Origin of the sequence: Bacillus cereus group sp. BceL062, assembly GCF_051780025.1 — a bacterium.
Taxonomy (GTDB): domain Bacteria; phylum Bacillota; class Bacilli; order Bacillales; family Bacillaceae_G; genus Bacillus_A; species Bacillus_A toyonensis.
This window is the reverse complement of sequence record NZ_JBPWGY010000002.1, coordinates 276,759-295,565: the sequence shown is the minus strand read 5'-3', so window position 1 is coordinate 295,565 and position 18,807 is coordinate 276,759. Positions and strand designations below refer to the sequence as shown.

Here is an 18,807-nt window from a genome sequence, read left to right as displayed (position 1 = left end):
AATCTCCTTTACTTCGCTAACTGTTCTTTAGAGTACTCATGAATAAATGTAGTTAAACGTTTTAATGTATCTGGATTTACTTCTGGGAATACACCGTGACCTAAGTTAAAGATATAACCCGGCTGCTTCATCCCTTGATCTAAAATACCTTTTACATGTTCTTCAATAACAGACCATGGTGCAAGTAAGAACGAAGGATCCATATTACCTTGTACCGCCTTATGAACGCCGCGTGCACGCGCTTCTTCAATCGGTAAACGCCAGTCTAAACCGACTACATCAAGAGGCAGATCATGCCATTCGTTCACTAAATGTGCAGCTCCTACGCCGTGCATAATCATCGGTACACCCATCGTACGAACTTCTGCAAAAATACGTTCCATTGCTGGTTTAATAAATACGCGATAATCTGCTACATTTACTGTTCCAACCCATGAATCGAAAATTTGAACTGCTTTTGCTCCTGCGTTAATTTGCGCTTTTAAATATGTAATAACCATATCAGCAAGCTTATCCATTAAAGTGAACCAAGCTTTCGGCTCTGCATACATAAACGCTTTCGTATTATGGTAGTTACGAGATGGACCGCCTTCAATCATATAGCTCGCTAATGTAAATGGAGCTCCTGAAAAACCGATTAACGGTACGTCTAACATTTCTATCGTTAATAAACGAATTGTATCTAATATGTACGGTACGTCATCTTCTGGATTGATTTCCCCTAGTTTTTCTACGTCTTGTAAAGAACGGATTGGATTATCAATTACTGGTCCAATACCAGATTTAATTTCTACATCCACACCAATTGCAGGTAGTGGTGACATAATATCTTTATAAAGAATTGCTGCGTCTACGTTATATTGATCAACTGGTAACTTTGTAACGTAAGCACATAACTCTGGATTGTGTGTAATTTCAAATAAAGAATATTTTTCTTTTATCTTTCTATATTCCGGCTGCGAACGACCTGCTTGACGCATATACCATACTGGTACATACTCTGTACGTTCCCCCCTACATGCTTTTAAAAATGTCTCATTTATAGTTCTTACCAAGACCCTTGCTCCCTTCCCTACCAATGCTTTTGCTTTAAATACGTTCTATTCCGATATTTATCTTTTTTTACTATACAGCTTGTAAAAACAAAATGCATAACATTATGTACGTTGTTCATGAAATTGACACAAACATTCGTAAAACCGCTTACTATTTTCACAACATTCTTATTATAACACAGAGAAAATCTACGGTTTAGCTACTTTTGACTTTTCTCCTTCTCGGTTCGTTTGTGTATTAAATGGCACAACGTAAAAACTCGGTTTTGAGAATATGTTTATAAACTTTTCCTCATATTCTCCGACACCTGTTACAGTACTCACATGCGTATGAATTCCGTTTTCCACTCTATAAATTCGATACATAATTCTTTCATCTGGAAGTGGTGTCCAGCTTAATTTTGCTTTAAATAAACCGAAAGGACTAAATGATAGTTTCATCTTTACATCTTCAATCTTGCGTAAACGAATTGGGGCACCAATCGTTTCTACACCTTCTGGCTGCATAAACTTTTCTTTCTGTTCTACATTTGCCTTCGTTAAAATTTTCTTAAATAACTTCGTTGCAGCTGCACTTTCGCCTTGCAATTTGTGCTCTTTATTCGTGTGATCATAGCCGACCCAAACTGCTCCCACTAAATTCGGCGTATATCCAACAAACCACATATCCCTTGCTCCATTATCATCATTAGGAATTGAAGTGGTACCCGTTTTTCCAGCCAACGCACCGTTATAGACACCTACTTTGGCTGTCCCTTCCTTTACAACTCCTTCTAACATTTTCGTCATATACCATGCTGTTTGTTTCGAGAAGACTTTCGTCTCTACTTTTGGCGATTCTCCAATGACTGCGCCGTGTCTATTTAACACTTTATCAATAACATGTGGCTCAATAATATTGCCGTTTGCTAAAAATGCACGATACATTTTTACAAGATCAAATGGTGAAACACCGTTTTTCAGCCCACCAAGCGCTGTACTTAACCCAGTATCTGCAATATGAACATTTCCTTTCTCTAAATATTGCTTTCCTTCTTCGACCCCTAACTCATTTAATAAAGAAACTGCCGGTACGTTTGCTGAATCTAAAATCGCATCATACATCGTCATTTCTTTCGTATATTGACGATTGTAATTTCGAGGTTCATAACCTTCAAAAGAAGCTTTGTCATTTGTTAATAACGAATACGGATTATACTTTTTCGTTTCTAATGCTGGTGCATAGACGATAAGTGGTTTCAGAACAGAGCCCGGTTGCCTTTTTGCAAAAATACGATTAAATCCTCTCGGGACATACTTTCTTCCGCCAATCGCAGCTTTAATCCCGCCCGTACGATTATCCATTAATAAAAATGCACCTTGCGCCCCATTTTCTTTACCAGGGAAATTTCGCGCATCTTGAAACTGGTTATACGCCACCTTTTGAATCTTTTCATCCATCGATACGACAAACGTATATCCTCCGCGAAGTACTTCTTGATGAGACAATCCGTATAAACGAGCCGCTTCATCTATGACCATATCAATATACGGCATATATGCGAGTTCATTCTCATCTAAGTTTTTATATAGAGCAATTGTCTTTCCTTGATAGCGAACGCTTTCTTCAGCAGTCAAATAACCTTGTCTATGCATAAGTGACAATACGAGATCACGGCGCTCCTTACTCTTCTCTGGAGAGAAATACGGTGAATATCCGTTTGGTGACTTCGGAAGACCTGCAAGCATTGCCCCTTCTTCTACTGTTAAATCCTCGACATTTTTATTAAAATACAACTTTGCTGCCGCTTGAATACCGTAAGCCCCGTGGCCAAAATAAATATGATTCATATACATTTCAAGAATTTGCTGTTTCGTATATTTTTGCTCTAATTGAAGAGAAATTGCGACTTCTTTCAATTTGCGTGTAAATGTTTTTTCACGAGTTAAAAAGACATTTTTAGCAAGTTGCTGCGTAATCGTACTACCGCCCTCTACCTTTTCTCCAGCTAACGTATCTTTATAGAGAGCCCGAAATATAGATGGATAATCAATTCCTTGATGCTCATAAAAGCGAGAATCTTCCACCGCCACAAACGCCTGCTGCACATACTTTGGGATCTGCTCAATCGGTACAAGCTCTCTATTTTCTACGTATAATTTTGTAATTTCTTTCCCTTTCTGGTCAACGATACGTGATGAAGAGTGGAAAACGAGCTGCTTTTCATCCATCATATAGCTACCAGCTAACACAATAAGTTTATAAAGTACAATTGCTACTAAAAACGTTGCAACGCCGCCTAATAAAGTCCACTTTACTTTCTTCATACATCGGCCTTCTTTCCAAATGATGGTACATTTATTATTTGAAAAAGAAGTATCTTTATGTATATAATCTTCGAAGTTTTTTACGAGAGTTGATATAATAGAAACAAACGATTAAGGGGGCATTAAAATGAAGGCTATTATTTCATACGAAACACCTCTAGAACAAGCAAATTTCACTGCAAAAAATAATGAAAAAGATATGTTTTATAAAGAAAATACAGAAGAATCTGTAGAATCCGCACTTCAGTATGACGTGTTAGACGCTGTTGGCGAATTTAAAGGACAACCTGGCTATATCGTTTGTAACAACATTTCTGTAACAGACGAAGGTCGCCCAGTATTTGAAAACCGTTTTAAAAACCGTGCAGGCCTTATTGAAAACGAACCAGGATTTCAAGCGATCCGCGTTCTACGCCCATTAAGTAACGATACATACGTCATCTTAACGATGTGGGAAACAGAGCAAAACTTTAAAGACTGGACAGAATCACGTTCATTCGAAAACGCTCATAAAAAACGTCCTGCACAAGCAGAAGGACAATCACAGGCTCAGGCGCATCCACATGCAGAACAGCAAAAGAGTATTTTCTCTCGTCCTTCTTTTGTGACTACTTTTGATGTGTTAGTTTAATTAAAAAGTAATACAACACTAGCAGTACGTGAAATTATATTAACGATTTTCCGAATATATCTATCACATCTTTGAATATATCAACGATTCGACTAAAGATATCCATTTAATAACAAAAAGGAAACACCACTACACATCGGTGTTTCCTTTTTCTTTGTACCAATTATATATACGAAGTGTGTCCTCTTTTCGCATGTGCTTCACTTTATAACGATGCCCTGCTACCGATACGGCAGCTGTACATAACTCGTCTTTCTTTTGAAAATATGATTGATTGTACCCCACCGCTTGAATATGCCTTCTACGCATGATTCCTGTATATTTCGCAAGACCTCTGTACACCATCGTTAATTGATTTTCTCTCATCATATAACCGCCGCTAGTATAACGAGCGTATGCGAGTATTGTAAATCCGATACATAGCGGGATAAGAGTGAATAACGCGATATATTGTTTGAAATATATACTCGCACTAACGATCGGCACAGCGAGCACAGCAGTTGTAATCCAGCCCATGATGATGTAACCGCGCAATGCCGCTTTCGGTAAATGAACGATTTCCTCTTCCATTTCATACGGCAACTGTAAATATGCGAGTAACTGCTGCACATCTTTTTTCTTCATAAAAGGATGTAGCATCACTTCATTCCCAGCGGATTCTATACTTTGAATGACTTCTACTTCCACAGAACAATAACCGAAAGGCTGACGGAGAATGCCTTCTTTCACAGTAATTGCTTGAATACGGTGCAATTTTAACACAAACTCTTTCTTATCAAATAACCCTTGTACGATGCGAATTTCATTTCCGTTTCGCTCAATTTTAAAGTTTGCATATTTTAACGCATAGCCTGCTGTTGAAATAACCCAAGAAATTGCCATTAAAATTGCTGCCATAACGATTAATTCATATACACCGTTATCCATCACATACGCTTCCACTTTATTGATGAGCCATTCTGGTAGAAATTGATTAAACTCTGTGTAAAGGATTACTAACATAGAAAACACTAATCCAAATCTACCAGATGTAATAGATGCGAATAAAATTTCTTTCGCTTTTAACTGATAAACTGTCTTACTACCTTCTTCCGCAGGCACCTCTTCAGCCACAACGCTTCTTTCTTTATGCAATAAAGCAATTAGTTCCTTCGCTTCATCTTCTTTAATACCAGCTAACATCACTTCTGGCTCACTACCGCCGCCTGCAACTTCTATATTTAATTTTGTAAGTCCAAGTATTTGATAAATGATGTTAGAAGATGTACTAACATTTTGCACACGTTCTTTATTTAAGTAGCTTTCTTTCTTTACAAACACACCATGCTTTATATGTAAAATATTATTCTCAATCCAGTACACTTTGAAATACCATTTCACAGCGGAGAAAATAGCCATCACGAATAAAAGAAACAACAAAACAAAATAAAATAAATACCAAGGCTCATTTTCATCAGAGCGAAATATTACAAGAAGGATAAAAGGAAATAAACCCGAAATTCGAATACTCAATAATATCGTGATCGGATGCTGCCTCTTATACATCCTTATCACTCACTTTCGCAAGTTCTCCAATTTGTCTTTTCAGCTGTTCTGCTTCTTCTTTCGTTAAACCTGGAATACTATGAGAAGTTGCTGCTGTTGAAATGTGTAATTCTGCTAAATTATACTTTCTCATAATCGGCCCTTGCTCAATCGTTACGTGCTGCACACGGATCATCGGAATAAGTACACGTTTTACAACGAACATTCCCTTTTGAATCTCAATCTCTTCTTCATTTAATCTGTAACTATAATAGCGTTGACGTAAATTTGGAAATACAAAATAATCAAGCGGGATAAATGTAATAGCGCCTGTTACTAACAATCCGAACAGCCAACCCCACCAGTTAAAGTTAATCATAAAAAAGAAATACGCAATTACGACTGCTAGTATAACTGCCGCCCCAATTAAAGCGTGAATTCGCCACACTTTCAGCATATTAGAATGAATCTCCCTTTCTAACGGCTGCATCTCATCACTCCAATTATATGAATGTATTACTTATATATTAGTTGGTATATACATTTTTGTAAAATTATAGTTTTTTACATCGTATCAAGCATTTCTTTAAAATTCCCTTCATTAATCGAATACACTTGAAACTGGATGTAATCTATCTCATTCGTATCTGGTTTAGCAAATGGCAAAATGTTAAATCTCGCCGCCGATCTTCCTAGCATATCTACAATCATAAGAGAAACGTCAATATATTTGAAGTCTATACGGAATACTACTGCTTCTTTTGTAAACTCATAATCTTTAATCGCATCATAAGACTTATTCGCACTTATGAGCGTCACTTTTAATAATTGATTTAAATTTTCTGGTTTAAAATTAATCATATATACAGCTCCTTTTTTTAACAAAAAACTACGAAAATAGTGTAATCTTTTCCTTTCACGGCTTCACACATCAATTATATAAAAAATAAAGCTAGTTTTTTATAAATTTTTTGATATAATTACATACGGGAAAAGGGAAGAATTTTGTCTTCCCTTGTGTTTTTTATTTGCATCTAGTACTTTTGCTAGATGCCTTTTTTTATACTAAAAAAGCATCCTCAAAGTATGTGAGGATACCTTTTCAACAATTGTACTTACATAATCCAGCTTCATTTTCTAGTTTATATTATTTCTGAGTATACTCTAAAGTTCGTTTTCATTCATTCTCTATAAGCAATTGCATTTGGCAACTGTAAGAATCCGTACTAAAAAACTCATCTAATAATTCCACTTCAATGCAATTTTTAATTGTTACATTATTTTTCTCTATATAATCTTTTAATTTCTCCATACTTTCTTCTTTATTATTCTTTTTATAGGCCAGCGTTAAATAGTTACCTTCTGGTAAGATATCTATATTTTGCTCTTTCTGTGTGTAATCATATTTACATAACACAGAAAAAGCATACTTTGGTTCAAATCTATATTTTGAATGAACCGTATATGCTATACCAATCTCCATCGTTGTTTCTAAATTTCTCTCCTGAATAATTTTATCTACCTCTGAATAATAAAGGAATTCTTTAAAATTACCCACTTCTTTGCATGGAGCAGTGACGATATAACGTTTCTCAAAATACTGTATTGTTATTTGATTATGTACTAGTACCTTTTTAGCGACTTGTACACTATTATCTAGTTTATCAATCGTATGAATGACTGCTTGCATCTCTTTTATCTTTTGCTCAGTTTCTTCTCTTTTTAATGCTAAAAATTTTAATAATTCATCCATATTCTTTTCCGTGAAAATTTTTTGCAGTTCTTTCGTACTCGTTCCTAAAGCTCTACAAACTTTAATTATATCAATATAAACAAATTGATCTACCGAATAGTATCTATAACCCGTTTTTGCATCAATATATACTGGGATAAGAATGCCTGTTTGATGATAATATCTTAAAGCTTTTATTGTAATGCCTTTCATATTAGCAACTTCACCAATAGAAAATAAATTTTCCAATTTATATTGCCCCCTTATTCTTGACTCTCCTCTAAAGGGAGACGTTATTATTTTATCGTTAAAGTTAGTGGAAGGATAATAAAAAATGGGTCGTGTAAAATATGGAAACCTTAAAAGAAAAGATTATAAATAAGTGAGTTTAAAAATCAACTTAGCAGTCTTAGAAAAGTTACTAGGTGCCATTACAATCATCGAATTTATTTAAAAAAGAGGTTAAAATAGATGATACATTTTTTCTAGCTAACTAATTCAATGAAAGAAGGATATAATATGAAAATTGATAGACCAAAAATTTCGCCAGAGTTATCTTTAAAGAATTTTCACGATATTTTTTATGAAGAAGATTCAACATTAGAAATGTGTGAAATCATCGATTCCACTTTTGAAAATGAATCTGTAGATAGAGTGCGTTTATATAATGCAGTGATAAAAAATTGTAAGTTTACCAATACAGACTTTAGCAATATTGATATTACAGATGTTTGTTTTGAGAACTGCGATTTATCAAATGTTAATTTAAGCAACTCTTCTGTTCACAGAGTCGAATTTAAAAACAGTAAATTAATTGGCGTTAATTTTACGGAATCTAGCTTAGGAAATGTTACATTTGAAAATTCAATTTTGAATTTAGCTTCACTTGGAAATTCTAAACTAGAAAAGATCATATTTAATGAAACTTCATTAAATAATGCAGATTTTTTTGACTGTAAACTAAAAAAAGTTGAATTCAATTCATGTAGCCTTGACGAAGCAAATTTTGATCAAACATCACTGAAGGGAATAGATATTAGTTCTTCTAATTTTGATACACTTACCGTTTCAGTGAACAATCTAAGAGGATGTAAAGTATCATCATATCAAGCTATTCAGTTTGCAACATTACTCGGATTAATAATTAAAGATTAGTCATAAAGAACGATTTAAAATGTAAAAAGGTATCCTCGTACTTGAAGGATACCTTTTTATTATCTCTATTTTTGACAGATTACTGTTTTGTATCATATTCTTTTCATCAATCTAGTGCACTTCAACAATTGTACCATCTTCGAATACTTTGAATACACCAGTAAATCCTGATCCAGCTGCACCTTCTATTTTATATGTCGTACGCACTCTTATTTGATAATATTTCTTTCCATTTTCTACTTGCGTATTCTCTAGCGTGTAATCATATTCTTCTTTATATTCATTTTTAATATATTCTTTAGCTTTCTCAAAAGTAAATGCATCTTGATTCTTTCCTGTCTCTACCTTTTGATTCTTCTCTGTCTCTGTTTTTTGGTTCTTTTCTGTTGCTACCTTTTGATTCTTTTCAGGCTCCACTTTTTGACTCGTTCCTGCATCTGTTTTTTGTGCCTTCGCTGCTGCTGTTTCACTCTTTGCAGTTTTTTCCTCTTCACCAATTTTAGTAACTAATCCTACAGCTTTTTTATTATATTCTTCAAAGTTCTTGTTACCTTTCGTTTCGGAAACTAGCTTATCTAATATCTCTTTCGCTTCTGCATAATTTTTCTTACTTATGAAATCTTCACTTTTCGTCAGTTGCTCGCTATATTTCTTTTTTTGTTCTAAAATGGCTAGTAATGCTGTCCGTTCTTCCTTCGCTTGTTTTATCAGCGTATTACTTCCATTCTTCACGCTCTCTACTTTTTCAAATGACTTGACTGACTCTTCTACCTTTGTTTCCTCTTTTAACTTCACTGCTTCAATCATTGCCTTCGTTTGTTCTACAAGTACTTTTACATCTGAATCATCTTTTTTCTCATCTAGCGCTCGTTCAAATGACGATAAGGCTGTTTTATATTCTTTATTCGTTAGTGCAGTCTTTCCCTCATCCATTGCTTTTTCAAAGTTCCCATTACTACATCCAGCCAACATTAAAAATGTAAGTCCAATTACCGTTAATAACTTTCTCATTTTCTCTCCCCCTATATACTCCTAAAACAATAACATCATATGTATAAAAGTCTGTGTAGTACTTAGACTAACAGTAAAATATGTACTACATTGTGTGCGGGAAAGGAAGTACATTTCATTTACTATCATTACTTAAAACTCCTAAATAGTTGGTAGTCTTCTTCTTTTAAGACCGAAAGGAATTTTAATAATGCGGATAAAGCTCCCACTCAAAATCTTTACTACACACTCTCATACACATAGAAAAACCATTTTTAGTTTATAGTTTGTTATTTCTTCAACTTTAAATATTCTCAGTTGATTGGAAATACGAACTACAACTCGTAATCTATCGAAAACATAAGAAAACAAAACGTAACAAAAGTTACGTTTTGTAACTTATCTGTAACACAAATGTAACATAACGTTTTTAAACATACAATAGTTTTTTTTACATTATTTTCCCCACCTACCGTTGGACTATCCCCCTTCAAACATGTAAGGAAAGAAACTTCTTTCCTTACGCGTTAAAATTAATTACATAGATAGCCCTTTTTTCAACAAAACACTATGAAAACGTGAGGACATTTATCTTCCCTTGTATTTTTATTTGCATCTAGTACTTTTGCTAGATGCTTTTTTTATGCCAAATAAAATAAAAAAGGTATCCTCAAATACTTGAAGGATACCTTTTCACTTTTATTATCTCTGCTGTTTTCTACCTAATACGAGTAATCCAAAACTCATCATTACAAGAAATGCTCCCATATATGGTTCCACAGGCATTTTCTGTCCTGTCTTCGGTAATTCTTTTTCAGGTTTTTCTGGATTTGGTGTTCCAGGCTTCTCTGGATCTGTTGTTTCCGGTTTTTCTGGGTCTGTTGTTTCCGGTTTTTCTGGATCCGTTGTTTCCGGTTTTTCTGGATCTGTTGTTTCCGGTTTTTCTGGATCTGTTGTTTCAGGCTTTTCTGGACCTGGTGGTGCTAAATGACTCAATTTGTTTAACACTTCTAATTGAACCGAACTTATCATTCCTTTTGTAATTTCAAATGGAATTGGATTAGTTAATTTTTCATATCCTTTTGGTGCTTCTACTTCTACAAGTGTGTAGTTACCTACAGATAGATCTGAGATTTTTGCTTTTCCAGCTTTATCTGTCGTTACTTTCGCTACTACTTTGCCCTTTTCATCATGAACTTCAAACACAGCTCCTGCTAATACTTCCTTGCTTTCAGCAGCCATTTTTGTAATGTCCACTGAACCTTTGTCTAACTGCTCATTCTCTACTTTCAATGATAAGACTTTCGTCATACCTTTTTGGATTTCAAACGATACTGGTTCTGTTAATTGTTTGTAACCTGGTAAGCTTGCTTTTTCTACTAATTTATACTTTCCTACTGATAAATCTGAAATTATTGCTTTTCCAGCTTTATCTGTCGTTACTTCGGTTACTACTTTGCCTTGCTCATCTTGTACTTCGAAGACTACGCCTTCTAATACTTTTTGGCTATCTTTATCTACTTTTGTAATTTCTACGTTACCCTTGTCTAACATTTCATTTTCTACTGTTAAAGCAAGAGATTTCGTCATACCTTTTTCAATTTGGAAAGTAATCGGATCTACCAATTGCTTATATCCTTTTGGTGCTTTTACTTCTACTAGCTTGTATGTGCCAACTGATAAATTAGTAACTTGTGCTTGTCCTTTTTTATCTGTCGTTATTTTAGCGACTACTTGTCCTGCTGCATCTTGAATCTCAAATACTGCATCAGCTAAAGCATCTTTCGTTTCTTTGTCTACTTTTGTAATTTCTACATTCCCTACATCCACTAATTCATTTTCGACAGTCAATTGTAATGCTGTAACTCTACCTTTTTCAATTTCGAATGAAATTGGTTTTTCAAGTGGCTTGTATCCTACTGGTGTTTCTACTTCTACTAACTCATACTTTCCAATAGATAAATCTGAAATGTTTGCTTTTCCTTCTTTATCCGTTTTTACTTTCGCAACTACTTTTCCTTTTGAATCACGTACTTCAAATACAACATTTTCTAATGGTACTTTACTGTCTTTATCTATTTTTGTGATTTCTACATTCCCCGTATCTACCATTTCATTTTCTACAGTGAACGCTAAAGATTTTGTCATACCTTTTTTAATTTCAAATGGTACAGGCTTTTCTAATTTTTTGTAGCCTGGTAAACTTTCTACTTCTACTAGCTTGTACTTTCCTACTGATAAATCTGCAACTGTTGCTTTTCCAGCTTTATCTGTCGTTACTTTCGTTACTACTTTTCCTTTTTCGTCTTGAACTTCAAAGACTACACCTGCTAACGGCGCCTTATTATCTTTATCTATTTTTGTGATTTCTACATTTCCCGTATCTACCATTTCATTTTCTATTTTTAATGATAGAACTTCTGTCATACCTTTTTTGATTTCAAACGATACTGGTTCTGTTAATTGTTTGTAACCTGGTAAGCCTGCTTTTTCTACTAATTTGTACTTTCCTACAGATAAGTCTGAGATTTTTGCTTTTCCTTCTTTATCTGTCGTTATTTCGGTTACTACTTTACCTTGCTCATCTTGTACTTCGAAGACTACGCCTGCTAGTGCTTTTTGACTGTCTTTATCTACTTTTGTAATTTCTACTGAGCCTTTGTCTAACTGCTCATTCTCTACTTTTAATGATAAGGCTGTCGTCATACCTTTTGTAATTTCGAATGATACTGGCTCTGTTAGTTTTTTGTAGCCTGGTAAATTCTCTACTTCTACTAGTTTGTAACTTCCTACAGATAGATCTGAAATTTTCGCTTTTCCTTCTTTATCTGTTTTTACTTTCGTTACTACTTTTCCTGCTTCATCTTGGATTTCAAAGACTACGCCTGCTAATGCATTCTGGCTATCTTTGTCCACTTTTATAATTTCTACTGAACCTTTATCTACTAATTCGTTCTCTACTTTTAGTGATAAAACTTCTGTCATACCTTTTTTAATTTCAAACGATACTGGTTTTGCTAGTTTTTTATATCCTGGTAAGCTTTCTACCTCTACTAGCTTATATTTCCCTACTGATAAATCTGAAACGTTTGCTTTTCCTTCTTTATCTGTCGTTACTTTTGTTACTACTTTATCTTTTTCGTCTTGCACTTCGAATGTTACGCCCGCTAATACTGCGCCACTTTCTTTGTCCACTTTTGTAATCTCTACTGAACCTTTATCTAACAGTTCGTTCTCTACTTTCAATGATAAAACTTTCGTCATACCTTTTTTGATTTCAAACGATACTGGTTCTGTTAATTGTTTGTAACCTGGTAAGCTTTCTTTCTCTACTAATTTGTATTTTCCTACAGATAAGTCTGAGATTTTTGCTTTACCATTTTTATCTGTTTTTACTCCTGTTACTACTTTGCCTTGCTCATCTTGTACTTCGAAGACTACACCTGCTAGTACTTTTTGACTGTCTTTATCTACTTTTGTAATTTCTACGTTACCCTTGTCTAACATTTCATTTTCTACTGTTAAAACAAGAGATTTCGTCATACCTTTTTCAATTTGGAAAGTAATCGGATCTATTAATTGTTTATATCCCTTTGGTGCTTTTACTTCTACTAATTTGTATGTGCCAACTGATAAATTAGTAACTTGTGCTTGTCCTTTTTTATCTGTCGTTATTTTAGCGACTACTTGTCCTGCTTCATCTTGAATCTCAAATACTGCATCAGCTAAAACATCTTTATTTTCTTTGTCTACTTTTGTAATTTCTACATTTCCTGTATCCACTAATTCATTTTCGACAGTTAATTGTAGTGCTGTTATTCTACCCTTTTCAATTTCGAATGAAATTGGTTTTTCAAGTGGTTTGTATCCCGCTGGTGTCTCTACTTCCACCAACTCATACTTCCCAATGGATAAATCTGAAACATTTGCTTTTCCTTCTTTATCCGTTTTTACTTTTGCAACTACTTTTCCTTTTGAATCACGTACTTCAAATACAACATTTTCTAATGGTGCTTTACTATCTTTATCTATTTTTGTTATCTCGACATTCCCTGTATCCACCATTTCATTTTCTACTTTTAATGATAGGACTTCGGTCATGCCTTTTTTAATTTCAAATGATATTGGTTTTTCTAGCTTTTTATAACCAGGTAAACTTTCTACCTCTACTAAGTCATACTTTCCTACAGGTAAATCTGAAACATTTGCTTTTCCAGCTTTATCTGTTGTTACTTTTTTAACTTCATTACCCTTTTCATCTTGGACGATGAATATTACTCCCGCTAATGGTGCTTTATTATCTTTATCAACCTTTGTTATCTCGACATTTCCCGTATCTACCATTTCATTTTCTATTTTTAATGATAGAACTTCTGTCATACCTTTTTTGATTTCAAACGATACTGGTTCTGTTAATTGTTTGTAACCTGGTAAGCTTTCTTTCTCTACTAATTTGTACTTTCCTACTGATAAATCAGAGATTTTTGCTTTACCATTTTTATCTGTTTTTACTTCCTTTACTACTGTTCCAGCTTCATCTTGCACTTCAAAGATTACGCCTTTTAATGCTTTTTGACTGTCTTTATCTACTTTTGTAATTTCTACTGAGCCTTTGTCTAACTGCTCATTCTCTACTTTTAATGATAAGGCTGTCGTCATACCTTTTGTAATTTCGAATGATACTGGCTCTGTTAGTTTTTTGTAACCTGGTAAGCTTTTCGTCTCTACTAATTTGTATTTTCCTATTGATAAATCAGAGATTTTTGCTTTACCATCTTTGTCTGTTTTTACTTCTGTTACTACTTTACCGTTTTCATCTTGCACTTCGAAGACTACGCCTTCTAATACTTTTTGACTATCTTTATCTACTTTTGTAATTTCTACTGAACCTTTATCTAACAGTTCGTTCTCTACTTTCAATGATAAAACTTTTGTCATACCTTTTTTGATTTCGAACGATACTGGTTCTGTTAGCTTTTTGTAACCTGGTAAGCTTTTCGTCTCTACTAATTTGTACTTTCCTACTGATAGATCTGAAACGTTTGCTTTTCCATCTTTATCTGTTGTTACTTTTCTTACTACTTCACTTTTCTCATTTTGGACTTCAAATTCGACTCCCGCTAATACTGCGCCGCTTTCTTTGTCCACTTTTGTAATTTCTACATTACCTTTGTCTACCATTGCATTTTCTACTGTTATTGGGAATATGCCGTCCCCTGTTACATTTACTTCGAACTCTTTTTCTTTTAATTGGTATCCTTCTGGTGCTTTCGTTTCTTTTAAAATATATTTCCCTGGTACTAACGGTTTAGAAATTGCCTTACCATCTTTATCTGTAACAATATGTTCGACTACTACACCGTCTTTTACTATGTCAAACTCTGCATTTGCTAATGGCTTTTCACCATTTTCCGAATCAATTTTCTTTAATTCAATTTGACCCTTTTGTATAGTATTTTTAATTTCAATTGTTTTTGTTTCTCCAGCTTGAAGTGTAACCTCTACTGGATCTTTTAATTTTTGATATCCTTCTGGTGCTACTATTTCATAAACTTTATACGTCCCAGGAGCTAAAGTTTGAGGTACTGAAAAACCTTTTTCGTCCGTTTTCAGTTTTGCAACAACTTCATTTGCACTATTTCGAACTTCAAATTCGGCACCTTTTAACCCTTTATTCGAATCCTCAGCATCTATTTTATGAATTGATACTGTACCGTCTTTTGGAGTTTCAGGCGGCGTAACAGTTACTTCTTTCGATGTTAATTTCTTATCATCAAAATGTAATTCTGCCTTATTAGGAATCTTCTTATCTACGTAAGAAGATAAGTCTGCATTAGCTTTAATTTTCGCCTTAATATTCAAGTTAATTATCTGGTCTTCATATGATTTATAGTCAAAGTTCTCACCGAACGTAAATGTCACTTCACTTTTTTGTTTATCTATCTTTAATGTTCCTTTAGAAGTAATATCTTGACCATTTTGATCATACACTTTCGCCTCTAATACTTCTAATACATCTTCTAAATCATCACTAATTACCATAGATGTGTACTTAGGCGGATCTTTCGGTATATGTGTACCAACTTGATATTGAATAGGTTGATCCATTTGCGTTAACTGCTGATGTTCTACAGGCTTACCAATCTCATCAACTATATTTTTTTCAATGCTAGGTGGATTATCGTCACCTGAACCGGATCCTCCCCCACCACTTACGAATACTTGTCCTACTTTTTCTTCAGTTTTAATATTTTTGCCTTCTAATTTCACTGTATTTTTATGAGGCTTTGCAGCAGGATTTGTAACCTTTGTTTTATATCTTAAAATATAGCCTTTGGAACTGTCTGGAAATTCAATTGTAAATCCAGCCTTCGTTGCATTTATTTTAATGTTAGATAAATCTGCTGGCTTAATATTTGTTGGTGCATAACCATCTTCAAATACAGCCTCTTCTAATACTACGCTGTCTGTAATTAACTCATGCCCAGGTCCTAATGTATCTGTTAATTTAAGATCTTGCATTTCTGTTCCAGTTGCATTTACATATACAAGCCAATCAGCAATGGACGGATCTTCTTGATTATAAGAACCCCATTTCAATAGATTATCTGTATTGGGCTGTGGCTTCGGTCTCTCTGTCGTATTACTTACATTTACTTCTTTATTTACGATTTGACCATCAACGTTAAATTCTAATGGAATTTCTTGAACACCATCATATGCTTCTAGACCAAAGTAGAATTCTACGAATAAAGAACCTTTAATGTTATTCTTTCCTTCTACGTAATCACCCATAGTACATGTTAATAGGCCCTTTTTCATCTCACATGTACCAACTGTTTTTCCTTCAGCATCTTTTAAAGGAAAACTCATATTCATAAGGTCTTTTCGAAACTCTTTTGGCATATCAATTGTGAATTGATCTCCACTTTTTATTTTTTCTTTAGCTGACCACTTCACTTCTACTTTCATACCATCTGAGGCTTGATACGGTTCAGATGTCGTGCCATCAGTACGGGAAATATTAATTTCGTCCACTGGACTTTTCATCACAGCAGCTTGAATAACTGGAGCCCACACATTCAGCACTGAAAATAATACTAGAAAAACTAATGAAACCATTGAAATATGCCTTTTAGTACTTTTCATTTGCATAGTTCCCTCCTATTTTTTATATTTATATAACAAAAAAAGACCGTCCGGTTGCATCAAAAATGTGCAACCAGACGATCTTAGTAACCAATATGTGTTACCGTAGACTCTAAGCTTTGCGGCCTATCCTTTCGAATAGTGTGCTAAAAATATCTTTTATTCTTTTTTTGTTTCATTTTCCTCTTAAACCAAATATTACTATACCGTCTGGACGGTTATAATTCAACACCCTACAAAATTGTTCTATTATTCTAACAAAAAAAATAATTCACCGCTGGATTAAATAACCAACGGTGAATTATCATATATTATATAGTTAGTATATTCTACTTATATGAATTATTAATAAGAGCTTGAATCACTTTTTCTCTTAACTCGGGGCTTAGTCTTCCAATCCCTAAACATTCCGAATACCATAATCCATCTGCTGCTAATCTAATAATTGTGGCACAAACTGAATCTATTTCATCATTTTCTATATTATTCTGAAACTGGTGAAATGCTTGTTGTAACGGCTCAAGTAATTCAGGTTTTAGCATTAATGCTGCCATCATACTACTAGACAGCGCTTCTGATCTTCTCTCATTACTTAATCTTTCCTCTACAAAAGAGCGAACCCATCTTCCTTTCCTTTCTGAGTCTTCCTCTACTTTATTATAAATAGCGTCTTGATACTCCTCCGTTCCTTTGAGTATCATACCTTCTATTAAAGCTTCTTTATTTGAAAAGTGATACAACAATCCACCTTTACTTACACCCGCCTCTTTTGCCACTGCTTCTAAGGTTAATTTAGCAACCCCTTTATATTGCACAATGTGAGAAGCAGCCGATAAAATTTTTTGCCGTGTTATGCTTGTACTCATTCCTTTTTAAAACCCCATTTCTACTAAAATTATATAAATACGTATCTTATTTTTAATATTGTTGAGTACTACTAAGTATTTTCTTTATACAGCAAAGGCTCCATTACCTTTGAAATGTTAGTTGCTTCTACTATTAAAAATTTCCATATCATTCAATATGATAACATCAAATACACAACGCTGACTATACATCTATACTTTCATGTTCATTTCTACTATATCTATAAATAAGATTTACTAGTTTAGCTTTTCCTATTATTTTATCATCTTTATTAGTTTACCTTATTAGACAACTGTAATTCTTTCAGTACTAAATAAAAAATGTTATTCCTCCCGTTGAATGGAGGAATAACATTTTTTATTTATTAACTACTTAACAAATTTGCTTCCAACTAGCATCCTTCACATCTTCACTAGTCGGTTTTCTAACTGATTTCACAAAACATTCCTCGCAAGCACCGAACGTAATGAAATTTTTCTGTGCTTGTCTTAACGAAGGTTCATTTGCCCCGCCTTCAAAGTCAGGATCGTTAAACTGAACCTCATCATCTTCCCAATAACATATACTGCAAATTTCATATGTACCTGGTGGTTCTTCTTCTATTGTTTTATACCCACAACACGGACAAGTGTATTTCATGTTCCCACTCCATTACTAACTTGTTTTTTCTCCCATATATCCCGACCCACAAAGAATGTAACAGCACAAATCATAGTTATCCCCATGAAAAAAATATTGGAATCTTCATATGTATTTGGAATCCCTACCGTTATGAAAACAATACTAAAAGCTAAGAGTAAATATAATAATACAGATATAATATAGCTCAATTTAAATCGTAAAATGATACCTCTAAACAATATCTCACCAAGAAGACATCCACCTAAAATAATAGGTACTCCGAAATACAATGTAAGGACTCCCATTTGCGAAATAGATTGAATTATCTTTCCAAGTATGTTCGGCGAAATCATCTCATTATTTTTTCCCATCCTATCATATAAATCAAGTGCCGTTGCTGAAATAAAGAAACTTAATATAGAAAATGAATACGGAATTAAAAATTTGCTCACTCTCATTCACCTCACTTTTTTCCTTTCATATATATTATTCACTATTTTCTATCATTTTCACATAAAAAAATAACCCTCTATGATAAATCATAGAGGGAAGAATTTCTATATAAAAACCTATACCTTATCCTGAAGTGAATCCCAAAACAGAACACATATCAAAACATCTAAACCATCTGCTCCCTATATTCAGTTTAGATGTTTTATCCCGCTATTTGCGGGCAGTAAGACCCCCACCTCAAAATTTAGCGAAAGCAAAGAAGTTAGGTGAGGAATCAACTGCCCGTAAACGCCCGATTAGTTCAACTAATAATCAGTGGGGAT

General features: G+C 34.0%; 13 protein-coding genes and 1 riboswitch. Of the genes, 2 read left to right on the top strand and 11 right to left on the bottom strand.

Translation table 11 applies throughout. The features are described from left to right. Positions 1 to 8: 8 nt before the first annotated feature. A complete protein-coding gene (gene hemE / locus ACS2MN_RS06715; protein WP_438894672.1) occupies positions 9 to 1,055 on the bottom strand; it encodes a uroporphyrinogen decarboxylase in 1,047 nt (348 codons plus the stop codon). Positions 1,056 to 1,244: 189 nt separating this feature from the next. Then, the gene (locus ACS2MN_RS06710) at positions 1,245 to 3,362 is read right to left on the bottom strand and encodes a transglycosylase domain-containing protein (RefSeq protein WP_000756280.1); all 2,118 of its coding nucleotides are present in this window, start codon (positions 3,360 to 3,362) and stop codon (positions 1,245 to 1,247) included. A gap of 127 nt (positions 3,363 to 3,489) precedes the next feature. On the opposite strand from ACS2MN_RS06710, the gene hmoB reads away from it, so the two are divergent. After that, positions 3,490 to 3,993, top strand: a complete 504-nt coding sequence (gene hmoB / locus ACS2MN_RS06705; RefSeq protein ID WP_000644090.1) for a heme-degrading monooxygenase HmoB — start codon at positions 3,490 to 3,492, stop codon at positions 3,991 to 3,993. A 129-nt stretch (positions 3,994 to 4,122) separates the two neighbouring features. Here the strand turns inward: hmoB and ACS2MN_RS06700 are convergent, their stop codons facing one another. The 4 genes from ACS2MN_RS06700 to ACS2MN_RS06685 all read right to left on the bottom strand — a co-directional run bounded on the left by ACS2MN_RS06700 (position 4,123) and on the right by ACS2MN_RS06685 (position 7,498). Beyond that, positions 4,123 to 5,538 carry a PH domain-containing protein gene (locus tag ACS2MN_RS06700; protein ID WP_346994079.1) on the bottom strand — a complete coding sequence of 472 codons (1,416 nt, stop codon included), beginning with the start codon at positions 5,536 to 5,538 and terminating at the stop codon, positions 4,123 to 4,125. Further along, entirely contained in the window at positions 5,531 to 6,007 is a 477-nt protein-coding gene (locus tag ACS2MN_RS06695) for a PH domain-containing protein (RefSeq protein WP_001182713.1), read from the bottom strand. Before ACS2MN_RS06695 ends, ACS2MN_RS06700 begins: the two co-directional genes overlap by 8 nt. Before the next feature lie 74 nt (positions 6,008 to 6,081). Then, positions 6,082 to 6,378 (bottom strand): hypothetical protein, encoded by a 297-nt coding sequence (locus ACS2MN_RS06690; protein WP_000606831.1) that lies wholly within the window; start codon positions 6,376 to 6,378, stop codon positions 6,082 to 6,084. A gap of 316 nt (positions 6,379 to 6,694) precedes the next feature. Then, positions 6,695 to 7,498: a MerR family transcriptional regulator gene (locus ACS2MN_RS06685; RefSeq protein ID WP_000429187.1), complete on the bottom strand. Its 804-nt coding sequence runs from the start codon at positions 7,496 to 7,498 to the stop codon at positions 6,695 to 6,697. Between the two features lie 270 nt (positions 7,499 to 7,768). On the opposite strand from ACS2MN_RS06685, the gene ACS2MN_RS06680 reads away from it, so the two are divergent. Beyond that, positions 7,769 to 8,404: a pentapeptide repeat-containing protein gene (locus ACS2MN_RS06680; RefSeq protein ID WP_000687251.1), complete on the top strand. Its 636-nt coding sequence runs from the start codon at positions 7,769 to 7,771 to the stop codon at positions 8,402 to 8,404. Between the two features lie 111 nt (positions 8,405 to 8,515). Here ACS2MN_RS06680 and ACS2MN_RS06675 read toward each other — a convergent pair whose 3' ends face one another. The 5 genes from ACS2MN_RS06675 to ACS2MN_RS06655 form a co-directional block, all read right to left on the bottom strand. After that, positions 8,516 to 9,415 carry a hypothetical protein gene (locus tag ACS2MN_RS06675; protein WP_346994078.1) on the bottom strand — a complete coding sequence of 300 codons (900 nt, stop codon included), beginning with the start codon at positions 9,413 to 9,415 and terminating at the stop codon, positions 8,516 to 8,518. Positions 9,416 to 10,096: 681 nt separating this feature from the next. After that, positions 10,097 to 16,549: a SpaA isopeptide-forming pilin-related protein gene (locus ACS2MN_RS06670; RefSeq protein ID WP_346994077.1), complete on the bottom strand. Its 6,453-nt coding sequence runs from the start codon at positions 16,547 to 16,549 to the stop codon at positions 10,097 to 10,099. A gap of 59 nt (positions 16,550 to 16,608) precedes the next feature. Next, a riboswitch (cyclic di-GMP riboswitch) is annotated at positions 16,609 to 16,701 on the bottom strand. 171 nt (positions 16,702 to 16,872) lie between these two features. Beyond that, a complete protein-coding gene (locus ACS2MN_RS06665; RefSeq protein ID WP_000107852.1) occupies positions 16,873 to 17,409 on the bottom strand; it encodes a TetR/AcrR family transcriptional regulator in 537 nt (178 codons plus the stop codon). Between the two features lie 373 nt (positions 17,410 to 17,782). Then, positions 17,783 to 18,049: a CPCC family cysteine-rich protein gene (locus tag ACS2MN_RS06660; protein WP_000877823.1), complete on the bottom strand. Its 267-nt coding sequence runs from the start codon at positions 18,047 to 18,049 to the stop codon at positions 17,783 to 17,785. Then, positions 18,046 to 18,489, bottom strand: coding sequence for a hypothetical protein (locus ACS2MN_RS06655; RefSeq protein WP_002038107.1), 444 nt, complete (start codon positions 18,487 to 18,489; stop codon positions 18,046 to 18,048). Before ACS2MN_RS06655 ends, ACS2MN_RS06660 begins: the two co-directional genes overlap by 4 nt. Between the last annotated feature and the right edge of the window lie 318 nt (positions 18,490 to 18,807).

Excerpts from the sequence above, each read along its gene's own strand:
- ACS2MN_RS06670 (WP_346994077.1), bottom strand. The coding sequence starts at position 16,549 with ATGCAAATGAAAAGTACTAAAAGGCATATTTCAATGGTTTCATTAGTT.
- hmoB (WP_000644090.1), top strand. The coding sequence starts at position 3,490 with ATGAAGGCTATTATTTCATACGAAACACCTCTAGAACAAGCAAATTTC.
- ACS2MN_RS06700 (WP_346994079.1), bottom strand. The coding sequence starts at position 5,538 with ATGTATAAGAGGCAGCATCCGATCACGATATTATTGAGTATTCGAATT.
- ACS2MN_RS06690 (WP_000606831.1), bottom strand. The coding sequence starts at position 6,378 with ATGATTAATTTTAAACCAGAAAATTTAAATCAATTATTAAAAGTGACG.
- ACS2MN_RS06680 (WP_000687251.1), top strand. The coding sequence starts at position 7,769 with ATGAAAATTGATAGACCAAAAATTTCGCCAGAGTTATCTTTAAAGAAT.
- ACS2MN_RS06710 (WP_000756280.1), bottom strand. The coding sequence starts at position 3,362 with ATGAAGAAAGTAAAGTGGACTTTATTAGGCGGCGTTGCAACGTTTTTA.
- ACS2MN_RS06675 (WP_346994078.1), bottom strand. The coding sequence starts at position 9,415 with ATGAGAAAGTTATTAACGGTAATTGGACTTACATTTTTAATGTTGGCT.
- ACS2MN_RS06695 (WP_001182713.1), bottom strand. The coding sequence starts at position 6,007 with ATGCAGCCGTTAGAAAGGGAGATTCATTCTAATATGCTGAAAGTGTGG.
- ACS2MN_RS06665 (WP_000107852.1), bottom strand. The coding sequence starts at position 17,409 with ATGAGTACAAGCATAACACGGCAAAAAATTTTATCGGCTGCTTCTCAC.
- ACS2MN_RS06655 (WP_002038107.1), bottom strand. The coding sequence starts at position 18,489 with ATGAGAGTGAGCAAATTTTTAATTCCGTATTCATTTTCTATATTAAGT.
- ACS2MN_RS06660 (WP_000877823.1), bottom strand. The coding sequence starts at position 18,049 with ATGAAATACACTTGTCCGTGTTGTGGGTATAAAACAATAGAAGAAGAA.